This window comes from Pontibacillus litoralis JSM 072002 (genome assembly GCF_000775615.1).
GTDB lineage: Bacteria > Bacillota > Bacilli > Bacillales > BH030062 > Pontibacillus > Pontibacillus litoralis.
Window position 1 is genome coordinate 1 of record NZ_AVPG01000008.1, and the last position, 22,961, is coordinate 22,961.

The following is a 22,961-nucleotide window of genomic DNA, read 5'->3' on the forward strand; positions in this document are numbered from 1 at the left end:
CCAAGTTTTCGCCCATGCAGGGCGCACATCTAAAGCCAACCCTTTCGAGAGTGAATAGGTTGGCTTAATTTGAGATCATCTTTACACACCGTGCATGTGCCGGGCTCCCCGGATATATGCGGCAAACTCCATCAGCCTCTCCATATCCGATATATCTTCTTCTAATAATGGAACGGGAACAATGGATTGATTAACAAAAGTCTCTTTGATCTCCTTTACATACATTTCTTCTTGTTTCCTTCGTTTCGACAAAAAAACACCATCCGCATCATCAGGTAGCACCTTGTTGACAATTAACGTTTCTACACGTAAATGATGTTTATCCAATTGATGAACCGCTTGTTTCGTTTCTAATATCGGTAACCGTTCGGGATTTAACACAAACACAAAAGCCGTTTGCTGTTGATCTAACATTTTATGGCGAACGTTTGCAAACTTCTCTTTTCGCGCTTGCAACATGTTATAGATTGGATCTTCCACTGGATCACCGTCATGTAAGAAACGCGAATAATTATCGTTTGTCTTCTTTCTTCGCTCTAACATCCCATCCATCCAAACTCCCATCCATTCTGGTAAACTTAAAAGCCGGATTGTATGGCCAGTAGGTGCTGTATCAAAAACGATTTTGTCGTAATGATTGGATTGCTCTAGCATAATAGCGGTTAGTCGATCAAACAATGCCGCCTCATCTGCCCCTGGTGATGCACTTGCCAAATCAATTTGTCGATGAACTTCTTCTATCATTTTCGACTTTACCATCCCTTGTAAATTCTCTTTTACTCCTTGTATATACCTTTTGGATTCTAAAGCTGAATCAACCTCTAATCCCCAAAGCCGATCAGCTAGTTTCGTTTCTTCCCCATGAAGCGATACGTGAAAAATATCCCCCAAATTATGAGCAGGGTCCGTCGAAACGATCAATGTTCGATATCCTTGCTCAGCCAATGCTAACGATAACGCTGCCGCCGATGTTGATTTTCCCACTCCTCCTTTTCCACCAACAAAGATAAATGAGTGATGTTGAAAACGATTAATCATACTACTCTCCCCCTCCTTTAACAACACCGAATCCCTTCTAATGGCGATTTTTCCATTCCCATACGCAGATGCCAATCATGAAATTTCTCCATTATGTATGGATACAGCTCCAACGTGTAATAAAAAGCCGGATTCGGAATACCTAACATATCACTATAAATAAGAAGGAAAAATAAATCCTCTTCATCCCTTAACTCTCTTGCTACTTCTTGTTTATGCGTTAAACTTAACACGTCATCATATAGTTGAACGAAACGTTTCCATGCACATTTGTGCTCCATTCCATCTCCTCCTTACGATAAAGAAAGAAAGCCACACAAATGTGCGACTCTCTGAATAGTTAAACACTCCGATCAAACGATTGAGGATCTTTAGCAGAAATAACGGAAATGGCTGTTATCGTAATCCATAAAGCAAACACTAGAATAACTGCACCTAAACTAAACAACAGCCAATCGCTTCCTTCAGCCCACGGAGCCCAGTCGGTAAACACTTGAGAAATCATCGCCCACATCGTCATAAACATGAGAAAGGCCATTGGTATGATGGTAGGCATATAATTTCGGTCAAGATTTTTCAACCAAATGGATATGAGCAACAAACTGATACCTGCTAGCAGTTGATTCGCTGTTCCGAATAACGGCCACAATAAGTATCCGCCAGATCCAAATCCTTTAGGCCCTTGAGGTATTAATGTCAATGCCGCGCTAGACACAACAGCCACAGTAGTCGCAACGTGCATCTTCGTTAGTGGGGTTACATTGTATTCAGCACCTAGCTCCGCAATAATGTAGCGCATCAAACGAACGGAAGAATCGAGCGTTGTTGCCGCAAAACTGACGACAATCACAGACACAATAGTGGACGCTACAACTGTTGGAATACCTAACCCAGCTGCAAGTCCTCCTGCCCCTTGAATGAACACCGTTAATCCTGACCCACTTGCTGCAGCAAAACTACTATACGTTGCGGAGAACTGCTCTGCAGACGGGAAAAACGTAATAACGGCAATAATTGCAATTAGCGCCAATGCACCTTCTCCTACTGAACCTAAATAGCCAACGAAGCGCGCATCTGTTTCTTTATCGAGCTGTTTAGAGGACGTTCCAGAAGAAACAAGCCCATGAAATCCAGAAATCGCTCCGCATGCTATCGTAATAAATAATAACGGGAACCATGAAGTATCAGCTGTTCCGTTCGTAACCGGAGCTGTGATGTCAGGATTCGTAAACAATAAACCTAAGTACAACATACCTAATCCAACAATTAATTGATGCGAATTAATGTAATCACGAGGTTGTAACAATTTCCATACTGGTAACGTAGAAGCAATGTAGACGTATATCATCAGAATAACAATCCATACGAGAAAGGACATAGACGTCGCATTTAAACCGAATAACGTAGTCGCACCTTCTCCACCAAAATAGCTCACTAAATCGATTTGCAACGCGGGTACATAACTAGCTACGATAGCTGCCGCATACATTACTGCAAGCGCAACGAGTGAAGGAACGAGCATCCCGCCTTTTTTCCGGTATACACGAGATCCTATCCAAATGGCTAGCGGAATTTGGATGAAGACAGACAACACACTAGCTGGAAAAGAAATGAATAAATTAGCTATTACCCAAGCAAACACGGCATTAACCATCAAAACTAATATCAAAATAATAAATAAAAACAATATTTTGGCCCGCTGACCTATTAACTTGTGTGCTAACGTCCCTACCGATTGCCCTTTATTTCGAACGGACAACACTAACGTCCCAAAATCATGTACACCTGCTGCGAACACCGTACCTAGTAACACCCATAAAACTGCGGGCAACCAGCCCCAATATACAGCAATAGCAGGACCTACAATCGGTGCCGCCCCAGCAACTGAAGTGAAATGATGTCCCCATAGAACGAATTTGTTCGTCGGCACAAAGTCAACACCATCTTTATACTTGTGCGCAGGTGTAACATAATTTGGATCCAAACGATAAATCTTTTCTGCAATGAATTTCGAATAATACCGATATCCAAGAAACAACACGATGCCACCAATAACCGCTAACCAAATACCGCTCATCTAACCCCTCCCCCTTAAATGCTTTGTAAAATATTGAATGATTACCATGTATTATACAACAGCATTTGGTAGAGTACAACGCAATTAACTGATTTATCTAAAAATTTAAAATTTAAATAAGGCGTTAGTTTTATGACTCTCGAAATATTTCATTTAGCATGAGCTCTGCAACTTTTTGTAATCTTGCAATGCTCGGTTTCCTCCTATGTACTAGGGGAAATTACACCATGATCAGAGCTTAATATATCCGCACCTGGATACCCTAACAATATGAGGGAATAGGAGAAAAGTGTATCATGTAAACTTTTTTTCTATTCTACTCAAAAAGCCCCCAAGCGTTAGCTAAGTGGGGGGGAGTTCACTACATCTTATCACTATTCCTCTAAGTTTAATTTCCCTTTAGTAACAAGAACCATTAGTTTATTGAATAATAAGCTACCACACAGCACAATAATGATAATACCTATAACACTACTTATGTAGTTCAACCAAGGAAATGGAATCCATCGATCCAATAAAGCATTACTTACATACATACTTCCTACTATTAAAACAATCATAGAAATAAAAAGAATCAGAGATGCTATTTTCTCCCGTAACGTAAGGGGCTCAAAGTAAGGTCGCCTTTCCCGCAATGTTATAAGTAGAAGTAAGAAACTACAAATAGCAGTCAGCCAATCAATATTCATAAACCATTCTGCAACAATCATAATGAGAAACAATCCACCGAGTACATATTTCAACTTATTTAACAACACTAACACCACCTCACTATACTACGATGCAAGGCGCAATTCGTTTCATAACAAAACTGAAGTTAAGCATAAGCTCGTCCCTTTCCGGAATCACTTATTTCGATAAGTTCCTCTGGATAAGGTTGAAAATATCTTTGCTTCATTAAATACTCATTTTGAAAACGTACTACCCATGTTTTTAATATATTGAGTATAGCACTTAAAGGGAGTTTCTCATCGTAATATTTCTTTAACTCGGCTTCAAAGTATTCTTTCTCCGCTTTGGATAACTCTTTTTTGAAATAGCCTACGATGTGCTGGCATACGTTCACATTCGATCTGCGACTAGGCAACCGTCTAAGCATCCAATGTAAACGCTCTTCATATTTGGATAACACTTCACTTAGGTTAAGTTGATCATGGTTTGCGATAATTCTCCCCATTTCTTTCAACGTCGTCTGATTATAGGACATGAATAAATATTTATTAACAGCGTGGAATTCGACTAGTTTCTGCATAGATGGTTGTTGTTTGACTTCACGGAAGGCTGCTAAAGTGAATAATTTCGTGAAGTAATGTTCTCGAATTTTGAAATTCTTCAACCTTCCTTCTTCTTCAATAGCAAGTCCTGGAAAATGGTCATATACTTCTTGCGCAAACACACCTTTCGTTTTACCGATTACTGGAGATTTTTCTATTTTCGGATACACTTTTACGTCTTGCGGTCCACACGTCGGGGAGCGATTTTTCAATAAAAATCCATCCACTTCTGGCAGTGCACCTATAAATTGTTTTGAGAAATGAATCATCTCTTCTGTTAAGTCTTTCTCTGTGGATGGTTGCATAAGGCGTTGTTCCTCCCCATATTGCACAATTCGGATAATATCCCTCGGCACCCCTAAGCCAATTTCCACTTCCGGACAGACAGGAATAAAATGAACAAAAGGAGCTAATCGCTCAACTACTTTATCTGGTATCACTTCCCCATTGTATCTTACATTTTCAAATTCTAAACATTTGCTTACGACCACTTTTGGCTTTGCAAACTGCATCATCTTCACACCCTTATTGTTGTTCAAACTTGTCATTATAGTACTTACCCATTTTGCCCTCTGTTCAATTACTTATTTTGTTCTTCTGAAATTCATTTTATGTATCTTCCCCCAACAGATATACATTTGATTTCATAAATATACATCGTTATGCAATGTATCAAATAGTTTTACCGTATCATTTATCGAATTCCTCCCAATATAACGCCAATAAAAGCTCAACAAGTCTACACTTATATGAATATATATTCAAAAACATCAATTTTTATTAGCTTTTTCGCTGTATATGTATTAAAATGAATTATATTGCATAATACGTATTAATGAATTAGGAGGCAGCAGCCATGGAACATTCCAAACAAACATCCTTTAAATGGACAGATCATTTAAAATTTATCTTACCGTCATTATTAGGTATCTTCCTATTTATGATTCCAATTACGATAACAGAAAACGGGGAAACATCCCGCACTATTCCGATTGCTTTTTTCGCTGATCAACTAAAAGCTCTATTAGAAAATCATCTATCTACTATTATGATGGTCATTATAACCGTTACTGCAATTTTGACCGTTGTTGTGAAAGTAATAGGCGGACATCGTCTAGCGCAAACTCCTTTTTTCCAAAAATTATTTGACGTTTCACCATTTTGGACGATTGTGCGTGTCGTTGGTGCTATTTTAGCCATTATGACACTTTTTGAATTAGGTCCTGAGTTTGTATATTCTGATGCTACAGGTAACCTTTTATTAGGCGATTTGTTACACACTTTATTCGCTGTTTTCTTCTTTGCTGGTTTATTTTTACCTTTGTTATTAAACTTTGGTTTATTAGATTTCTTTGGATCCATTATGACGATTGTCATGCGCCCGCTCTTTAAACTACCTGGACGTTCTTCCATTGATGCGCTGGCTTCTTGGTTAGGCGATGGAACAATTGGCGTGTTATTAACGAGTAAACAATATGAACAAGGAGCGTATACGAAGAAAGAGGCTGCCATTATTGGGACGACGTTCTCCATTGTTTCCATCACCTTCTCCCTTGTCATTATTCAAGAAGTTGGTCTAGGGCATATGTTCCCAGCCTTCTATGGTACTGTTCTATTAGCTGGATTCATTGCCGCTATTATCACCCCACGTATACCACCGCTTTCCCGTAAAGAGGATGTATACATTACAGGGACGAATAAAGATCAAACGCCACAGATTCCAAAAGGATACAACGTTGTAACGTGGGGATATCATCAAGCAGTGAAACAAGGACAAAGCCAAACAAGTATTCTGAACTTTTTTAAACAAGGGGCGCAAAATGTACTAGACATGTGGATGGGAGTAGCTCCAATTGTAATGGCCTTTGGTACCATTGCGGTTATCATTGCCGAATATACACCTATTTTCACGTGGTTAGGGATGCCATTTATTCCTTTATTGGAACTGATGCAAATTCCTGAAGCAGCTGCAGCTTCTGAAACGATGCTCGTTGGGTTTGCTGATATGTTCTTACCTGCTGTGATTGGAAGTTCTATTGAAAGTGAAATGACACGATTTATTATTGCTGCTCTTTCCGTTACACAATTAATTTACATGTCTGAAGTTGGTGGGCTATTATTAGGTTCTAAGATCCCAGTTAACATAAAAGAGTTATTTATTATATTCTTAGAAAGAACGCTAATTACGTTACCTGTCATTACGTTAGTTGCACACTTATTGTTCTAAAAAAATGCCGGAGTACCTACTTAAAAAGGTGCTTCGGCATTTTCATTATGAATAATATGCTCTTTGCTTATCGCTTGGTATATACTTATACATTTCAATTAAAGGCTGACTTAATTGTATCATTTTCCAACTTGCTAATAACCACGTAATCAAACCAGAAATAATAAACAGGAGAATGATATCTAATACGCTATCGACATGAAAAACGTTATACTCTCGAAACCATTGCACGAAAAAACCGTGCATTAAATACACATATAACGTCCTTTGCCCATACTTACTCCAACTGTACGCTCTAGCTGGTACCCATGCGAGCACACTTAACATCATCACTGTACTAATACTATAAACCACTAAGCGAAACATTCCTCCCCACTCTGAAGCTCCCATTACAGCATATGATTTAGAAGACAAAAACCAATCAATCGAAAAAGGAGGTGCAACTGCTATTCCTACCGCCATACTAACCATAACTACTAGCGCAACAGCACGACTGGCACGTTGACGTAAAAAGGATAAATGGTTGTCATTAAACCAATAACCTAATAAAAAAAATGGAAAAAAGACAAACGTTCGAGACAAACTAAACAAGTGTCCAATCTCATCCATATAACCGACTAACAAACCAATTTGAAGGGCAATAAGCAACGCTAAATGCTTCGGTAATGATTTATACCAATACAATAATAAATGCCAGCAAAATAAACTAATTAAAAACCAAAGTGACCAATGCGGTTCAAACGGAGAGTGTAACCAATCCTCTTTCCCGATTAACAAATAATAAAACGTATATACGATTTGAAACACCGCATAAGGCACTAATAGTTTCTTCATTAAATAAATGACATAGCCTTTCGATAAGGTTCCTTTCGCAAAGTATCCAGCCATAAAAATAAAAGCAGGCATATGAAACGTGTATATCCAAAAATAGATGACATTTAAAAACGGCTCTTGATCTATATACGGTTGAATGACGTGACCAAATACAACTAAAAAAATGAGCCCCCATCTTGCATTATCAAAATACGCTTCTCGATTCATATAGGAACACCCTTTCATATTCTCCCTATACGTATTCGAAATAAATAGGAATTTTAAAAGGTATGTTACATTCATGTAAAGATTTTGTAAAATGGTTGCGCACCTTCTAACCACTTCAACTATTTATTATGTTATTGTAAAGATTATAAAAACATATTTGCTTTTCTAAAATGAACGTGCTATGATGTAATCAAGTTATTTTTGTTCGGATCATAAATGAAAGATTAATTTCTTGAATGAATATGCAGAGCAAGAATAGAAATATATTGTGCTAGAGCACTTTGGAGGAATTAAAATGAATCAAGGTACAGTAAAATGGTTTAACGCAGAAAAAGGTTTTGGATTTATCGAAGTTGAAGGTCAAGACGATGTATTCGTTCACTTCTCTGCAATTCAAGAAGAAGGTTTCAAAACTTTAGAAGAAGGTCAAGCTGTTTCTTTCGAAATCGTTGAAGGTAACCGTGGACCACAAGCTGCTAACGTTACTAAAAGCTAATAACAGCACTAAATAAAAGCTCTTCTCAAACTGAGAGGAGCTTTTTCTATGTTCATGCAACCTTTGATAATGCTTTATACGACTGCCATTTTCCCTAGATTTTAACCTCTGATGGACTATATCCTCATGAAGAATGATTTCTTTCCATCCTTCTTTCACCCTGTTGCCGTTTTCTTCTTCCTTTTCGGTGTTGCCTTTTTCTTGCGGGTTGTTCCTTTGTTCTTTTTCGTCTTTTCTAATGATCGTTCTAGTGCATCCATTAAGTCTGTAACGTTATCTGGCGTTGGCTTTGCTTGAACGGTTGTTGTGTCGTCTCCTTTCTTTTCTTCAATTAAATTCAATAACGTTTCCCGATATTCATCTTTGTATTGCTCTGGTTCAAATGACGTTGATAGTTGTTCGACTAGTGTTTTAGCTGTTTTCATTTCTTTTTCTCCTAGCGTTTCATCTGTTGGAATATTCGGCACTTCTTCTACATTTCGAACTTCATCTGGATAGTGTATCGTTTCCATAACGAGCGCATTTTCGTACACACGCAAGACGGCTAATTGTTCTTTGGAGCGAATTATTATTTTACAAACGCCGATTCTCTCTGTTTCTTGTAATGTTTTACGTAATAGGGCGTATGCCTTATACCCCCCTTCATTAGGGGAAATGTAGTAGCTTTTCTCAAAGTAGATCGGGTCAATCTCGTTTAATTGGACAAAATCCATAATTTCAACTGCTTTATCCGTTTGTTCTTTCTTCAACTTCTCTAATTCTTCTTCATCTAAAGTGACAAACTTATTTTTGGCATATTCATACGCTTTTACTATTTCATCATTGTTCACTTCCCGCTCACACACTGGACATATTTTTTCATATTGAATAGGTGATTGACATTCGGCATGAAGCTGACGTAATTTAATATCTTTGTTCTCCGTTGCGGCATGGAGTTTAACGGGAATGTTGACAAGCCCAAAGCTAATAGTACCTTTCCACATCGTATGCATGGTGATCATTCCTTTTTTGTGGATAGCTTCTGTAAAAGCGGCATAAATTATAATACATTCTGTTTAAAAATCATGAACAAGGGGTGTGATACACATGCACAAACCGATGTTACCTACCCTAGTAGATCAAGCGCCAAATGGTGAAGAGTGGATATATGAAGTAAAATACGATGGCTTTCGCGCGCTTCTTCATTGGACGAAAGAAGCTGTGGATATATGGAGTAGAAACGAAAACAAGCTGAATAAACAGTTCCCAGAAATTATTCAGCAATGCAAACAACTGACAGAAACTTTATCTAATTACTTACCATTGTGGATAGATGCCGAATTAACCATTTTAAATACTCCGTTTCAAGCTAACTTCTCCCTCATTCAACAACGAAATCGCTTGAGAAATAAAACAGCTATCCACAAGTTATCTGTTGAGCGACCTGCGACGCTTATGTGCTTTGATATCATTCATTATAAAGGACAAGATGTGGTGCAACTTCCGTTAATCGAGCGAAAAGCATTGCTAGACCAGATCATACACACCCTCACACATGCAACATTTATTCAACAAGTCCCTTATGAACAAGATTGGCATCATCTATGGAAAAACGTCTTTACTCATTTAGGTGAAGGGGTGGTTGCCAAAAGAATACATAGCCAGTATGATAAAGGAATCCGCTCTAAACAATGGCTTAAAATCAAAAACTGGCGCACCGTTAATGGTTTTCTTTCGACATACAATTCTGATAATGATTATTACACGGTTGGCCTGTACAACGGAGATACGATTGAGGTGTTAGGATCCTTTAAACATGGGTTATCCCCAGAGCAGCATCAAACGTTGAAAAACTTTTTTTATCAACATGGGATATCCACACAACATGTGTATAAAATGAAGCCGAGCGTTTGCGTTGAGATAAACTGCTTACAAGCCAAAAATAATGAACTAAGGGAGCCGTTTTTTGGTGATTTTCGCTTTGACTTATCCCCAGAAGCGTGCACAAAAGAGCAAAATAATTGGTTATTGGCCCTTTTTCCACATGTGGATATCTCCAACCCGGACAAAAAGCTGTGGAAAATTCCTGCCTTCCAGAAAAGAGATTTACTTCTCTACTTACGAGAAATCGCACCGTATATGCTACCACACCTTCAACATAAGCAATTAACCATTATTCGTTTTCCTAATGGAATTGAAAAGGAATCATTTTTTCAAAAGCATATACCACATTATGCTCCTCCATACGTTACTTCGATTCAAATAAATGAGGAAACGTTTATGGCATGCGATAACCTCGAAACTTTAATATGGCTCGGAAACCAAGCCGCGATTGAATACCATATCCCTTTTGAACAATTGGATCAACCTTTACCAAATGAAATTGTATTTGATCTTGATCCACCGAATCGCAATGCATTTTCTTTAGCAGTGTTCGCAGCTCAATTATTAAAACAACTATTTGACGAGCTGCACATACAAAGCTTCGTTAAAACATCTGGAAACAAAGGATTACAAGTACACATCCCAATTACGAAAGGCTCCTTCACCTATAGGGAAACGCGAATCTTCACCGCTACCATTGCTCAAGTGCTTGTTCAGCAACATCCTGAGCATTTTACAATAGAACGATTAAAGAAAAAACGTGGAAATCGCTTATATATCGACTATGTGCAACATGGAGAAGGAAAAACGTTGATTGCCCCTTACTCACCAAGAGCGACAAAGGAAGCAACAGTGGCGACGCCTTTATATTGGCATGAGATAACAGAAGATTTATCTCCTACTGATTTCACGATAAACAATCTCCTAGCGAGGGTTAAGAAATACGGCTGCCCGCTTGCAACACTCGAGCAAGCAAGAGCAAATCAACATACAGAAGCCATCCAATCCATTATAGAGAGATGTTCTTCCGATTGAAACTTCGATGTCATACTATCTAACTACCGAACATTAGGTAGTTAGGAGTAATAGGAAAACAAGATTACGAAAGGGATAACATTTGCTGAACTGCAACTAAAGTTGGCAATCACCAAGCCCCATCTCCTCTCTCTTCAACCATAAAGAGGCCGTTTTCTGAGCAGTTATTGATCAAACGTTTGAACAAGATACGAATAAACTCGTTACTGCTATAAAAAACACAAAGGAGCGACTGTATCGTATCATTATGAATGAACAGTCAATGAAGCCGTATTTATCGCCGGTTCAAGATGCAAGCGAAATACCTCTGTAATGGCTTGTGTTTTAATAGTGATTCGACGATTTCTATAGTAAACTAATTCATAGGAAGACCTCTTTTCTGGTATTAGTTGTGGTGACTTACTTCTACCAAGAAAAGGTCCTTCCTTTTTATATGGATTTTTTCATTTACACAAAATATTTTATACTCTCGAAATGATTCCAGAAGGAGGGACAGTAATGGCTTGGACGTATGTATTGTTAGCAGGGCTAGTTGAAATCATTTGGGTGTTCACGATGAAGCTATCAGAGGGGTTCACTCAACCTATCCCTAGTGCCATCACGATTGTCGGGATTATTATTAGCTTCTACTTAATTGCCAAATCAATGGAGTACTTGCCATTAGGAACGGCATATGCAGTGTTTACTGGAATCGGAACCATTGGTGCTGTGGGAATCGAATTTATAATGGAGCCTGCACAAATGAGCCTAACAAAATTACTCTTTTTAACCTTATTGATTATAGGAATTGTAGGACTTAAGTTTTCTAATGATTCCACTGTAGAAAATACAGAAGAGGTGGCACATTAATGGATTGGATACTCTTAGTCATCGCCGGAGTCGCTGAAGTAACCGGCGTAACACTTTTAAAGCTTTCGAACAGCTTTCGCAACAAATGGTATACGTTTTTCATGCTAATTGCCGCCTCTATTAGTTTCTACTTACTATCCATCGCGCTTGAGACATTGCCAATCGGGACGGCATATGGCATATGGACTGGAATTGGGACATTAGGGAGCGTCTTGGTTGGTATGATTTTGTTCAAGGAATCGAAACAGTGGATTCGACTACTTTTCATGTCCTGTATCGTGATTGGCATCGTTGGTTTAAAAATCACTTCCGCTTAGGAGATGCAGTAAAAAGGACAGCCTCTACGACTGTCCCTTTTTACTATTATTCAAATGTAATGGCCCAGTTACCGTTACGGAAAATAGGTTCTATCGTTCCATCAGCTCGCACTCCATCAATGTCCATGTCTTGAGAACCAATCATGAAATCCTCATGAACCATGCTGTCATTGACTCCATTGGCTGCCTTTTGTTGTTCATCCATGTCTGAGCCACCTTGTATATTGGTAGGGTATGCTCCACCTAACGCTAAATGACAAGATGCATTTTCATCAAACAACGTATTATAGAAAATGAGCCCAGATTGGGAAATTGGTGATTGATGAGGAACGAGTGCGATTTCTCCTAAATGTCTTGCTCCTTCATCCGTATCCAGTAAAAGCTTTAACGTTTCTTCCCCTTGTTCTGCTGAGAAATCAACTACTTTTCCTTTTTCAAACGTTAAGGTAAAGTTATCAATTAAGTTTCCCGCATAGTTTAATGGCTTCGTACTTGTTACCTTGCCATTGACCCCATCTTTATGTGGCATCGTGAACACTTCTTCTGTCGGCATGTTCGGATTAAATGGAACACCTTGCTTCGTTTTCGTATCGCCACCAAGCCAAATATGGCTATCTACAAGATCGATGGTAAGGTTGGTCCCCTCTGCTTTATATACGAGCTGCTTGTATTGTTGCTTATTCAAATAAGCACGTGCCCTGCGAAGCGTTGCATTATGTTCTTCCCAAGCTTTAATCGGATCGTCTTGGTCAACACGAGTAATGCGAAAGATTTGCTCCCAAAGCTTATCCATCGCATCGGCAGTGTTGGCATCAGGAAAAATTTTCTCTGCCCATTTCTCTGTTGGTACCGACACAATGGACCAAGCTACTTTATCATTCATAATATATTCCCGGTATTCTTTCAAAGCTTGACCACTTGCTTTGTTTGCCGCAGCAATTCGCTCAGGGTCAACATCTTTCAGTAAATCCGGATTCGGTGCATAAATAGTCAGAATCGCCGCGCCATCCTTTGCATAGCTCATTACTTCGTCTACTTGCCACGGTGCGACATGCTCTAACACTGCCATTGGTGCGTGGTTCATTTTTAGGAAAGTTAAATCCTCATCTGACCAACGAACATGGACATCCTTTGCTCCCCGTTCATATGCTTTCTTGGCAACGATGCGAACGAACTCTGCACTCTCGATTGGCGCATTAATTACAAGTGCTTGATCTTGTTGAAGATGAACGCCAGTATGTAACGCTAAATCTGCGTACTTCTCTAATTGTTGTTTCATGCTATAACCCCCTGAATAGTCAGAATACTTTATCATTATTGCATACTTTAACAGAAATAACTACCTTTTCATTGCTTCTCAAACAATTCAATTGCCCGCTTTCGCATCGTGCTATGATCAACGGTTGGCGCTGGATAGTCCTTGCCAATGATACAGCCATATTGATACTGTTCTCGTTCCGACATTTTCGATGGTTCGTGAATATATTTGTTAGGAACATGCTTTAATGCTGGGATATAGCGTTTAATGAATATTCCTTCTGGGTCAAACCGCTCTGATTGTCTGGTCGGATTGAATACGCGGAAATATGGCACTGCATCTGTACCTGTGGAAGCGGCCCACTGCCACCCTCCGATATTCGATGCCGCATCATAATCAATTAACATCTCTTCAAAGTAACGCTCCCCTTTACGCCAATCGATTATATAATCCTTCGTTAAAAACGACGCCACAACCATACGCAGGCGATTATGCATCCAGCCTAGCTCCTCGAGTTGTTTCATCGCGGCATCGACAAGTGGGAAGCCTGTTTCTCCTGCTTTCCACTTGTCAAAAAGGGCTTCATCTTCCTCCCACTCTATTCCTCGATACTTCGATTGCACTTCTTCATCCTTAAACGTAGGATGCGCGTAATAAATCATATTATAGAAATCACGCCATGCAATCTCCGTTAAATAGGTTTCCATCCCTTTAGATTCTCCTTGTTCGTGCTGGATTTCTACCAGTTTGTGATACACCGTTCTTGGTGACAACACGCCGCACTTTAAGTAAGGAGAAATCATACTTGTCCCTCTTTCGGCTGGAAAATCTCTTTTTTCATCGTAATATTTCATCCGATTATGTAAAAAGAATGCCAATCGGTGTAGTGCAGATTTTCCCCCAATATGCTGCCAGTTCCTTGTACATTTACTAAGAATAGATTGAAAGAGCGCCTCTCCATCGGTTAATTGATCTCGAATATTTATGCCCAATGCAGGTAATTTCTTTTTATTAATTCGGTAAAGGTCCGGCTTCGCTAATGCCCTCCACTTTTTATAATACGGTGTAAACACTTGATACAATGTACCATCTCGTTTCTTTACTTCTTCAGCTCCATGAAGATGAGCATCCATAAAGGCATGTACATGAATCCCTTTTTTTGCAAACCACTCTGTCATGGCTTCATCTCGTTTTCTGCCAAAACCGACTTCATCCTTATTGAAATAAATCGCTCTAAGGTGTGGCACGATATCCATTAGCTCGCAGAACGCCTCTTCTGCTTCCCCTTGAATAAAATGAAGAGGGACACCATATTGCTCTGCCTCATTTCTAAAATGCTGCACGGTTTGAAAGAAATAATCATGACGGATGGTAAACGTTTCATTTAAAGCTGGATGGAGATGAAAAATAAGGATTAACTTACGATTGTACTGCTCTGCATCTTTCATCGCATAATACAATGCGGTATGATCTTGCAAGCGTAAATCACGCCTCAACCAAACTGCAACAACTTCTTCCATGCTATACTCCTTTCTCAAACTTCTTCTAACACATACTCTTGTAACAATTGTTTCAACGCCATGGTCGAACGGGTTTGTTGTAATTTCTTCCGTAGTAAAATCGAAAATGATCGCTCAACAAATCCTTGCTCTACTGGAAGAGTCATCAATAGTCCCCATTCTAGTTCTTTGCGAATCGCCCATTTGGATAATAAGGAAAGGCCTAACCCTGCTTCTACGGATTCCTTAATCACTTGAGTACTGCCAAATTCCATACGATTAGCAGGATGGATGTTCAACTGTTCAAATAGTTTATCCGTTGCTTCACGTGTACCAGACCCTACTTCCCTCGTAATCCATGTAGCATCTTCTAATGCTATAGAATCTATTCGTTCTAAATCGGCAAGTGGATGATGTTTCGCAGCAACGATATACATAACGTCTTTCGCTAAATGTTCCACTTGTATGCCATTAGCCTCTACTTCCCCTTCTACAATTCCTATATCCAAATGAAGTTGATCGACTTGTTTAGCAATCTCAAGCGTATTGCTAATGTGAATAGTCGGCTGTATGAGAGGATACTGGTTGCGTAATCTAGCCATCACATTCGGCAACACGTACTCGCCAAACGTATAGCTGGCTCCGATTGCAATCTCTCCTTTTGGTTCGTTGTACAAATCATGGATGAGATGATGCATTGTTTCATGATGATGCAATATTTCTTTAGCATGTTCATATACAATTTTGCCAGCTTTCGTCATGGTGATATGTTTATGACCACGATCTAATAAAGACGTTCCTATCTCATTTTCCAATGCTTTAATATATTGACTCACTGCCGGCTGCGTCATATATAGCGCATTTGCCGCTTTAGAGAATCCTCCCAATTCCACTACATAAACATATACCCGGTAAGCTTGGTTCATATTCTCCCCCATTCATAAGTAAATACTTATCATTTCTATTATAATGATTTATTTCACTTATATCCTTTCTCCCATTACGATAAACATAAAGAGGTGAGAAAATGAATAAAAATCTTTTGGGTGGTATTCTATTTACATGTTTAATTGCTTTTCTCGGCATTTTGTTGGCACAATTACCCGTTTTACGCCACATCGGTCCTTTGGCAGTAGCTATTATTATCGCTGTTGTATATAGGCAATTATTCGGCTTCCCTGTGCATATGCAAGAAGGAATTCAATTCGCTTCAAAAAAATTATTAAGAGTTGCCATTATTCTATTCGGATTAAAATTACCTTTAGATGTCGTCTTTCAAGAAGGATTAGGGTTACTTGCAAGAAGTGCCTTTACGATTCTTTTTGCCGTTTCGCTTACGATGCTATTTGCGAAATGGTGGAAGGCGAATTGGACTATGTCGATGTTACTCGCTGTTGGAACAGGAGTATGCGGTGCAGCTGCTATTGCTGCTGTTTCACCAATCTTGAAAGCAAACGAGGAAGACACCGCATTAAGCGTTGGCATCATTGCTCTTGTAGGGACTATATTTGGTATTGGCTACACCATTCTCCTGCCCGTCTTGCCCATTGATTCAGTGACGTATGGATATTGGTCTGGATTAAGTCTACATGAAATTGCACACGTGGCATTAGCAGCAGCACCTGCAGGCGAAGAAGCACTCGGTATGGCCTTACTTGCAAAGCTTACCCGCGTCTTATTACTGATCCCACTTTGCTTCATTCTTGTTGCGTGGATGCGACGCAAAAACGGAAATGCAGAAGAAAAAGCGCACGTGGAATTTCCTTGGTTTTTATTAGGGTTTATTGTGATGAGTTTTATAGGTAGTTACGTATTGGGCAAAAGAGTTGATGTGCCCCAGCAAGCACTCGATGCCATTTCTTTCTTGACGACATTCTTACTCGCAATGGCCATGAGTGGATTAGGTTTAAATGTGGATATGAATAAGATAGGTTCAAAAACGACTCGCCCTCTTCTAGCAATGCTACTTACGTCTGTTATGCTATCCATCGTAACGTTATGGATGTTATAAATACGAGACATTCGCCCTCCCACAATTCTGCTAAACGCATATAGTAGAACAGAAAGATACATTATGTATAAAAGGAGTGAAGACTATGTCTGGTAATTACGGCGGCGGTTTCGCTTTAGTCGTAGTATTATTCATCCTACTCATTATCATCGGAGCAGGAGCTTTCTACGGTGGAGGATACGGTGGCGGCTATGGCGGCGGTTATTGTTGCTAATAAAAAGCGCAGGACCAATCCTGCGCTTTTTTTATTTAGGAAAAACGCTTTGTTAAGTTTGCCATTTCAATTGCTGCTGTTGCTGCTTCCCAACCTTTATTTCCTGCTTTCGTACCGGCACGTTCAATGGCCTGTTCAATCGTATCTGTTGTAATGACACCAAATATAACCGGTACTCCTGTTTGCATCGATGCTTGTGCTACCCCTTTCGCCGCTTCTCCACATACGTAATCAAAGTGAGGAGTAGATCCACGAATTACTGCTCCTAACGTAATTACGGCATCATACTGTTTCGTATCCGCCATGCGTTTTGCAATCATCGGAATTTCAAACGCTCCAGGAACATACGCAACATCCACATCCTCTATATCAACGCCATGACGTTTGAACGCGTCGACTGCTCCCTCATACAATTTATTCGTAATAAACTCATTAAAACGTCCAACCACTATCCCTACTTTTAACCCTGTGCCAACTAAATGGCCTTCGAATACGTTTGCCATGTCAATCTCTCCCTTATTAAAAATGTAATAAATGACCAAGTTTGCTTTGTTTCGCTTTTAAATAGCGTTCATTTTCTTTTCGACTTTTTATTTGAATAGGAATTCGGTCTACGACTTGTAACCCATATCCATTCAATCCGGTTATTTTACGTGGATTGTTCGTTAATAGCTTTAATTTTGTTATACCTAAATCCTTTAATATTTGCGCCCCGATTCCGTAATCTCTTAAATCAGGTAAAAAACCTAATTTCTCATTCGCTTCTACCGTATCCAGCCCTTCCTCTTGCAATTTATATGCGTGCATTTTGTTCAATAACCCAATGCCACGCCCTTCTTGACGCATGTATAAAAGAACACCAGAACCGTTCGCTTCTATTTGCCTTAAGGCAGAATGAAGTTGCGGACCACAATCACAACGAAACGAGCCAAACACATCTCCTGTTAAACATTCCGAATGTACACGCACTAACGTTGGTTCCTCATGGTCAATGTCCCCTTTCACAAGTGCGACATGCTCTTTCCCATCCACGACATTCGAATATCCATAAGCTTTAAAATCCCCATATTCTGTTGGCAATTTGATGGCAACTTCTTGTTGTACGAGCTTATCTTCCCGATTGCGATATTGAATTAAATCTTGAATTGTAATCATTTTCAGATCAAATTGTTCCGCTAGTACTTGCAAATCAGGTACCCGGGCCATTGTGCCATCCTCTTTAATCATTTCACATATAACGCCAGCAGGCTTAGAACCGGCTAATAATGCAAGGTCAACAGCCGCTTCCGTATGTCCCGCTCTTCGCAACACTCCACCTTCCTTAGCAACTAACGGAAAAATATGCCCAGGTCGTTTAAAATCGCTCGGCTCAGCATTAGAATTTAATAGCTCCCGCACAGTTGTCGCACGTTCCGCAGCCGATATACCTGTCGTTGAGCTAGCATGATCAATACTTACCGTAAACGCTGTACCATGAGGGTCTGTGTTGCGCTCCACCATCGGCATTAATTCCAAACGATCAGCAATCTCTTGAGAAATTGGTGCACATACGAGCCCTTTTCCTTGCGTAATCATAAAGTTAATCACTTCAGGGGTTGTATGTTCCGCAAGTGCTACTAAGTCGCCTTCATTTTCCCGGTCTTCATCATCACACACAATAATGACTCTTCCTTTTTTTAAATCGTCTAACGCTTCTTCTATCGTATGGAACATCGTTATCCCTCCATTATCGTTATTTAAAGCCATTCTCTTCTAAAAAAGATGCCGTAATTGTCTGCTGTTTTTTCATTGGAGACTTCATTTGGTTACTTATCGTTTGCACAACGTATTTCCCCATCATATCTACCTCGATGTTGACCCGATCACCTACTAGCTTCCCTCCGACAATCGAATATTGTAAGGTATGCGGAATAAGCGAGATGGTAATCGACTGGTCATTCACCCCAAATACAGTTAAACTCGTGCCATCTACCGCAACAGAACCTTTATAAACAAAGTAATCCATTAACTCAGCATCTAATTCAATCTCATAGTAAACAGCATTCTCTGTTTGTTGTTTACTTGTAATGACCCCAACGCCATCTACATGACCAGACACGATATGCCCACCAAAACGACCGCCCGCTTGCATCGCTCGTTCCAAATTGACTTGATCGCCTTGCTTTAATTCATGTAAATTGCTAGCATGATACGTCTCTGGCATTACATCAAAATGTGCCTCCTGGCTAGAAAAGGACGTAACCGTTAAACAAACACCATTTATCGAAATGCTATCGCCTAATTGTATATCCTCTACTATTTTACGAGCGCTAATTACTAATTCGAGCGATTGCGCGCCTACATTTATACGCTTTAACGTCCCTATTTCTTCAACAATGCCTGTGAACATCTAGTTTTCCTCCTCGTTTGGCAACAATCTTTATATCTGATCCTATTTGAGAAAGCTCCGCAATTTGTAAGTGGAATGCATCACATAAATGTTGAAATCCTTTACCTTCTATTGGTGTTTTTGCTTTCTTCCCGCCAATGAGCTTCGGCGCAATATATTGAATAACTTGGTTTACACAACCAGCTTGTAAAAAGGCATCGTTTATTTGCGCGCCTCCTTCTACGAACAAAGATGTAATCCCTTTTTCACCTAGTAGGGATAGCACCTTATTAATGGTAATCGTTGATGCACGTAACGGAATGATTTGTACGTGGTCATAGGTATGGAAAAGATTAATTTTATTTTGCTCGACGTGACTTCCTGTAATAATCCACGTCGGAGCATCGGGGTGTTGAATGAGAGGTGTTTCTATGGGAGTTCGTAAGTGTGTATCAAGAACAATTCGGACTGGATTTCTCCCTCCATTGGGGAGCCTTGTTGTTAAGCTAGGCTGGTCTTGTATAACCGTATTCACACCAACCACTATTCCATCATGAGTATGACGATAATGATGAGCATCTTCACGGGCTTCTGGACTTGTAATCCATTTACTTTCACCGGTAGAGGTGGCAATTTTTCCATCTAGCGACATAGCTGCTTTCATCGTTACGTATGGTGTTTTCGTCACAACCCAGTGGTAGAACATCTCGTTCAGCTGATCGGCTTGTTGCATTCCAATCCCAATCTCCACTTCGATGCCGGCATCACGTAACCGCTCCACACCAAGACCGGATACTTGCGGATTCGGGTCTAACGCACTGATGACCGCCCGCTTTACTCCTGCTTTGACAATAGCATCCGCACAAGGCGGCGTCTTACCATAGTGACTGCACGGCTCTAACGTGACATAAATCGTTGCATCGCGGGATTCACTACCTGCCATTTGTAACGCATGCACTTCTGCGTGCGCGTCTCCTGCTTGTAAATGCGCCCCCATCCCAAGCACTTGCCCACCTTTAACCACAACGGCACCAACACAAGGATTCGGTGACGTTTGCCCAGCTGTTGCTTTCGCCATTTGTAGCGCTAATTGCATATACATTGCATCTTGATCCATCTTTCTACCTCCTTTCCTTTACATGTTAAATAACTCACCAACCATTAAAAAGACCCCGAGGAAGATACACTTTCCCCAGGGTCTTGTAAGCGAGTTTTCAAGAAAAAAATAGACATACGTCCAGAATTTTTTCGGATAGATTATAAAACTATCTATCACCATCTACTCTACTCCTAATCCTTCTCCCATCCGGACTTTCACCGTCGGCTTTGGTTTCTCACCAAATCAGCCACAAAGAATGCTCTTTGCAGGTCGCGGGCTAGTAAGCTAGAACTTACATCACCGCCGGTTGGGACTTTCACCCACACCCCGAAGGACACAGTATGCTGTTGTCTTAATGTTTATAATAGAGGAAATACGTTTAACTCGCAATGGAAATGTTTTGATGATCCAAGAAGATTTGTATTTATGTATGACATTTATTCACTTTACCAAAAATTTCAAATTCATTTTTTGTACGGTTTTTGTTTTCCACATTGCAAATCCGATTAAAGCACCACACATATTAAGAATGAAATCATCAATATCGAAACTTCCTCTTCTCATAACTAATTGCATTACTTCAATAACAAATAACACCATCACCATTGAAATAGAAAACATACTTATCTTATTTAGTCTGCTAAAGAAGTATGGCAAATAAATGCCCATAGGCAGAAACATAATAAAATTACCACCAAGATTTTTAATCGGTACATCCATATTCATACTGATGGTCTATATCCTTCCGTAACAGTTGCTCTAGCTTTGCTTCATCTGACAAAATGGTGCTTCCTGAAATAGCTAGTCGATGTGACATTGCATTCCCCTCCCACAACCTATTTATCTAGAAAAACTCTTCTATTTCCTTTATAACATAAAAAAGCACATACGATATAACTCGCATACGCTTTAGGTTGATAATAACTAGAAGATCTATACAAGTGGCTTTCATTAATGGTGCTGAATTTCATTTACGGCTATCTTAATTCTACTTTAAGCATACCCGAAACAACAAGCATACAAAAACGCCATTCTTTTTGAATTACTCCTAAAGAATGGCGTTGTATTCTTAATTAATCTTGATGTACTTTATGTTTCGTATGCATTTCGGAATATACTTTTGTCGGTAGTCCCCATAGCTTTATGAAGCCTTCTGCTGCTTGGTGGTCAAACATATCCCCTTTCAAATATGTTGCTAGTTCTTCATTGTATAAAGAGTATGGTGATTTACGTCCAACGACACTATAATGGCCTTTGTGCAGTTTGACGCGAATGGTTCCTGTCACGACTTTTTGGGTTTCGTCGACAAATGCATCTAATGCTGATTTTAATGGGGAGAACCATAAACCCTCATAAATGAGTTTCGCCATTTGCTGATCAATCTTCGTTTTAAACTGGGATACTTCTCTCGTATGTGTTAGAAATTCTAATTCTTGGTGCGCTTTAATTAACATTAGGGCGGCTGGGTTTTCATACACTTCACGTGATTTAATGCCTACAAGACGATTTTCTACGTGATCGATACGACCGACGCCGTGCTTGCCACCGATTTCATTTAATTGCTCAATAAGTGCAACTAAGTCCTTCTGTACACCGTTTAATGCAACGGGACGACCTTGTTCAAAGTCAATCTCGATATATTCTGGCTCATCTGGTGTTTGTTCGATTGGATTCGTCCAAGCAAATGCCACTTCTGGTGCTTCTGCCCACGTATCCTCTAATACACCTGCCTCACAAGCACGTCCCCATATGTTCGCATCAATGGAGAATGGGTTTTCTTTCGTAATGGGAACAGGAATGCCTTTATCTTCTGCATATTGCAATTGTTCATCACGTGTCATCCCCCATTCACGTACTGGAGCAATTACTTTAAGGTTTGGATTCAATGCTTGAATGGACAGCTCGAATCGAACTTGATCATTTCCTTTACCAGTACATCCATGTGCCACAGCAACCGCCCCTTCTTGTTCAGCCACTTCTACTAATAGCTTCGATATGAGCGGGCGAGATAACGCCGAAGATAAAGGATATTTGCCTTCATAAAGGGCGTTCGCTTTTAACGCTGGTAACAAATAGTTTTCTGCTAGCTCTGCCTTTCCATTCATAACACGTGCTTTCACCGCACCAACTTGCAACGCTTTATCGTGAATGGTTTGCAAGTCTTTCCCTTCACCAACATCTAAACCAAGTGCAATGACTTCATATCCATATTTTTCTTCTAACCACTTAATACATATTGATGTATCCAATCCACCAGAATATGCTAATACAATTTTACCGTTACTCATACTTTCC

At 39.8% G+C, this 22,961-nt stretch carries 23 protein-coding genes and 1 riboswitch; of the genes, 7 read left to right on the top strand and 16 right to left on the bottom strand.

Annotated features, from left to right (window positions below):
- Positions 1 to 81: 81 nt before the first annotated feature.
- The 5 genes from N784_RS06880 to N784_RS06900 form a co-directional block, all read right to left on the bottom strand.
- Positions 82 to 1,038 (bottom strand): ArsA family ATPase, encoded by a 957-nt coding sequence (locus N784_RS06880; protein ID WP_036833617.1) that lies wholly within the window; start codon positions 1,036 to 1,038, stop codon positions 82 to 84.
- Positions 1,039 to 1,055: 17 nt separating this feature from the next.
- Positions 1,056 to 1,319: a cory-CC-star protein gene (locus N784_RS06885; protein ID WP_036833620.1), complete on the bottom strand. Its 264-nt coding sequence runs from the start codon at positions 1,317 to 1,319 to the stop codon at positions 1,056 to 1,058.
- Between the two features lie 59 nt (positions 1,320 to 1,378).
- Positions 1,379 to 3,115 carry a carbon starvation CstA family protein gene (locus tag N784_RS06890; RefSeq protein WP_036833621.1) on the bottom strand — a complete coding sequence of 579 codons (1,737 nt, stop codon included), beginning with the start codon at positions 3,113 to 3,115 and terminating at the stop codon, positions 1,379 to 1,381.
- A gap of 374 nt (positions 3,116 to 3,489) precedes the next feature.
- Positions 3,490 to 3,870, bottom strand: a complete 381-nt coding sequence (locus tag N784_RS06895; protein WP_036833623.1) for a hypothetical protein — start codon at positions 3,868 to 3,870, stop codon at positions 3,490 to 3,492.
- A gap of 62 nt (positions 3,871 to 3,932) precedes the next feature.
- Positions 3,933 to 4,904, bottom strand: a complete 972-nt coding sequence (locus N784_RS06900) for a YbgA family protein (RefSeq protein WP_036833624.1) — start codon at positions 4,902 to 4,904, stop codon at positions 3,933 to 3,935.
- Positions 4,905 to 5,245: 341 nt separating this feature from the next.
- Here N784_RS06900 and N784_RS06905 point away from each other — a divergent pair, with 341 nt between their 5' ends.
- The gene (locus N784_RS06905; RefSeq protein WP_036833626.1) at positions 5,246 to 6,616 is read left to right on the top strand and encodes a YjiH family protein; all 1,371 of its coding nucleotides are present in this window, start codon (positions 5,246 to 5,248) and stop codon (positions 6,614 to 6,616) included.
- Between the two features lie 45 nt (positions 6,617 to 6,661).
- On the opposite strand, the gene N784_RS06910 is transcribed toward N784_RS06905, so the two are convergent.
- The gene (locus N784_RS06910; RefSeq protein ID WP_036833628.1) at positions 6,662 to 7,657 is read right to left on the bottom strand and encodes an acyltransferase family protein; all 996 of its coding nucleotides are present in this window, start codon (positions 7,655 to 7,657) and stop codon (positions 6,662 to 6,664) included.
- Positions 7,658 to 7,952: 295 nt separating this feature from the next.
- On the opposite strand from N784_RS06910, the gene N784_RS06915 reads away from it, so the two are divergent.
- Positions 7,953 to 8,153, top strand: a complete 201-nt coding sequence (locus N784_RS06915) for a cold-shock protein (RefSeq protein WP_036833629.1) — start codon at positions 7,953 to 7,955, stop codon at positions 8,151 to 8,153.
- Positions 8,154 to 8,308: 155 nt separating this feature from the next.
- Here N784_RS06915 and ku read toward each other — a convergent pair whose 3' ends face one another.
- Positions 8,309 to 9,145, bottom strand: coding sequence for a non-homologous end joining protein Ku (gene ku / locus N784_RS06920; protein WP_036833631.1), 837 nt, complete (start codon positions 9,143 to 9,145; stop codon positions 8,309 to 8,311).
- Positions 9,146 to 9,239: 94 nt separating this feature from the next.
- Here ku and ligD point away from each other — a divergent pair, with 94 nt between their 5' ends.
- From ligD to N784_RS06935, 3 genes are all read left to right on the top strand, one after another.
- Positions 9,240 to 11,051, top strand: coding sequence for a DNA ligase D (gene ligD, locus N784_RS06925; protein ID WP_036833632.1), 1,812 nt, complete (start codon positions 9,240 to 9,242; stop codon positions 11,049 to 11,051).
- A gap of 498 nt (positions 11,052 to 11,549) precedes the next feature.
- Positions 11,550 to 11,900: a DMT family transporter gene (locus N784_RS06930; RefSeq protein ID WP_036833633.1), complete on the top strand. Its 351-nt coding sequence runs from the start codon at positions 11,550 to 11,552 to the stop codon at positions 11,898 to 11,900.
- On the top strand, positions 11,900 to 12,217 hold the full coding sequence (locus N784_RS06935) for a DMT family transporter (RefSeq protein ID WP_036833634.1): 318 nt from the start codon (positions 11,900 to 11,902) through the stop codon (positions 12,215 to 12,217). Before N784_RS06930 ends, N784_RS06935 begins: the two co-directional genes overlap by 1 nt.
- A gap of 46 nt (positions 12,218 to 12,263) precedes the next feature.
- On the opposite strand, the gene N784_RS06940 is transcribed toward N784_RS06935, so the two are convergent.
- The 3 genes from N784_RS06940 to N784_RS06950 form a co-directional block, all read right to left on the bottom strand.
- Positions 12,264 to 13,496 carry an aminopeptidase gene (locus N784_RS06940; protein ID WP_036833636.1) on the bottom strand — a complete coding sequence of 411 codons (1,233 nt, stop codon included), beginning with the start codon at positions 13,494 to 13,496 and terminating at the stop codon, positions 12,264 to 12,266.
- Between the two features lie 68 nt (positions 13,497 to 13,564).
- Positions 13,565 to 14,995: a cryptochrome/photolyase family protein gene (locus tag N784_RS06945; RefSeq protein WP_036833637.1), complete on the bottom strand. Its 1,431-nt coding sequence runs from the start codon at positions 14,993 to 14,995 to the stop codon at positions 13,565 to 13,567.
- Between the two features lie 14 nt (positions 14,996 to 15,009).
- Positions 15,010 to 15,900 carry a LysR family transcriptional regulator gene (locus N784_RS06950; RefSeq protein ID WP_036833640.1) on the bottom strand — a complete coding sequence of 297 codons (891 nt, stop codon included), beginning with the start codon at positions 15,898 to 15,900 and terminating at the stop codon, positions 15,010 to 15,012.
- Between the two features lie 101 nt (positions 15,901 to 16,001).
- Between N784_RS06950 and N784_RS06955 the strand changes: the two genes are divergently transcribed.
- Positions 16,002 to 16,985 (top strand): YeiH family protein, encoded by a 984-nt coding sequence (locus tag N784_RS06955; RefSeq protein WP_036833642.1) that lies wholly within the window; start codon positions 16,002 to 16,004, stop codon positions 16,983 to 16,985.
- 85 nt (positions 16,986 to 17,070) lie between these two features.
- Positions 17,071 to 17,199, top strand: a complete 129-nt coding sequence (locus N784_RS16250) for a YjcZ family sporulation protein (protein ID WP_084600168.1) — start codon at positions 17,071 to 17,073, stop codon at positions 17,197 to 17,199.
- 35 nt (positions 17,200 to 17,234) lie between these two features.
- Here the strand turns inward: N784_RS16250 and ribH are convergent, their stop codons facing one another.
- The 6 genes from ribH to N784_RS06985 form a co-directional block, all read right to left on the bottom strand.
- Complete coding sequence (gene ribH / locus N784_RS06960; RefSeq protein WP_036833644.1) at positions 17,235 to 17,702, bottom strand: 6,7-dimethyl-8-ribityllumazine synthase; 468 nt, start codon at positions 17,700 to 17,702, stop codon at positions 17,235 to 17,237.
- Between the two features lie 16 nt (positions 17,703 to 17,718).
- A complete protein-coding gene (locus N784_RS06965; RefSeq protein WP_036833647.1) occupies positions 17,719 to 18,912 on the bottom strand; it encodes a bifunctional 3,4-dihydroxy-2-butanone-4-phosphate synthase/GTP cyclohydrolase II in 1,194 nt (397 codons plus the stop codon).
- Positions 18,913 to 18,931: 19 nt separating this feature from the next.
- Positions 18,932 to 19,588 (bottom strand): riboflavin synthase, encoded by a 657-nt coding sequence (gene ribE / locus N784_RS06970; RefSeq protein WP_036833649.1) that lies wholly within the window; start codon positions 19,586 to 19,588, stop codon positions 18,932 to 18,934.
- The gene (gene ribD, locus N784_RS06975) at positions 19,569 to 20,684 is read right to left on the bottom strand and encodes a bifunctional diaminohydroxyphosphoribosylaminopyrimidine deaminase/5-amino-6-(5-phosphoribosylamino)uracil reductase RibD (RefSeq protein ID WP_036833651.1); all 1,116 of its coding nucleotides are present in this window, start codon (positions 20,682 to 20,684) and stop codon (positions 19,569 to 19,571) included. The genes ribE and ribD overlap by 20 nt, the downstream gene beginning before the upstream one ends.
- A gap of 173 nt (positions 20,685 to 20,857) precedes the next feature.
- Positions 20,858 to 21,005, bottom strand: a riboswitch (FMN riboswitch).
- A gap of 102 nt (positions 21,006 to 21,107) precedes the next feature.
- A complete protein-coding gene (locus N784_RS06980; RefSeq protein WP_052127179.1) occupies positions 21,108 to 21,347 on the bottom strand; it encodes a VanZ family protein in 240 nt (79 codons plus the stop codon).
- Positions 21,348 to 21,739: 392 nt separating this feature from the next.
- A complete protein-coding gene (locus N784_RS06985) occupies positions 21,740 to 22,954 on the bottom strand; it encodes an argininosuccinate synthase (protein WP_036833653.1) in 1,215 nt (404 codons plus the stop codon).
- Positions 22,955 to 22,961: the final 7 nt, after the last annotated feature.